Annotated in this window: 1 protein-coding gene; it reads left to right on the top strand. The window is 66.2% G+C overall.

All coding sequences use genetic code 11. The features are described 5' to 3' along the window. Nucleotides 1–6: 6 nt before the first annotated feature. A partial coding sequence (locus tag UK23_RS50545; protein WP_231114649.1) for an HNH endonuclease signature motif containing protein occupies nucleotides 7–204 on the top strand: 198 nt, incomplete at its 3' end.

Raw genomic sequence — 204 nt, 5'->3', positions numbered from 1 at the left:
CAGCCGATGGACATCGGCCGCAAAACCCGCAGCTTCCCCGCTGGAATCCGCCGAATCCTCGTCGCCAGAGACCGAGGCTGCGCCTTCCCCGGCTGTGCGCGGCCACCCAGACATTGCGACGGCCACCATATTCATCACTGGGCGGAGGGCGGCAGGACTTCCGTCGACAATGCGGTGCTGCTGTGCCGTCATCACCACACGCTG

This window comes from Lentzea aerocolonigenes (assembly GCF_000955955.1).
Classification (GTDB): Bacteria; Actinomycetota; Actinomycetes; order Mycobacteriales; family Pseudonocardiaceae; genus Lentzea; species Lentzea aerocolonigenes_A.
This window is presented reverse-complemented; position numbering and strand designations above follow the sequence as displayed.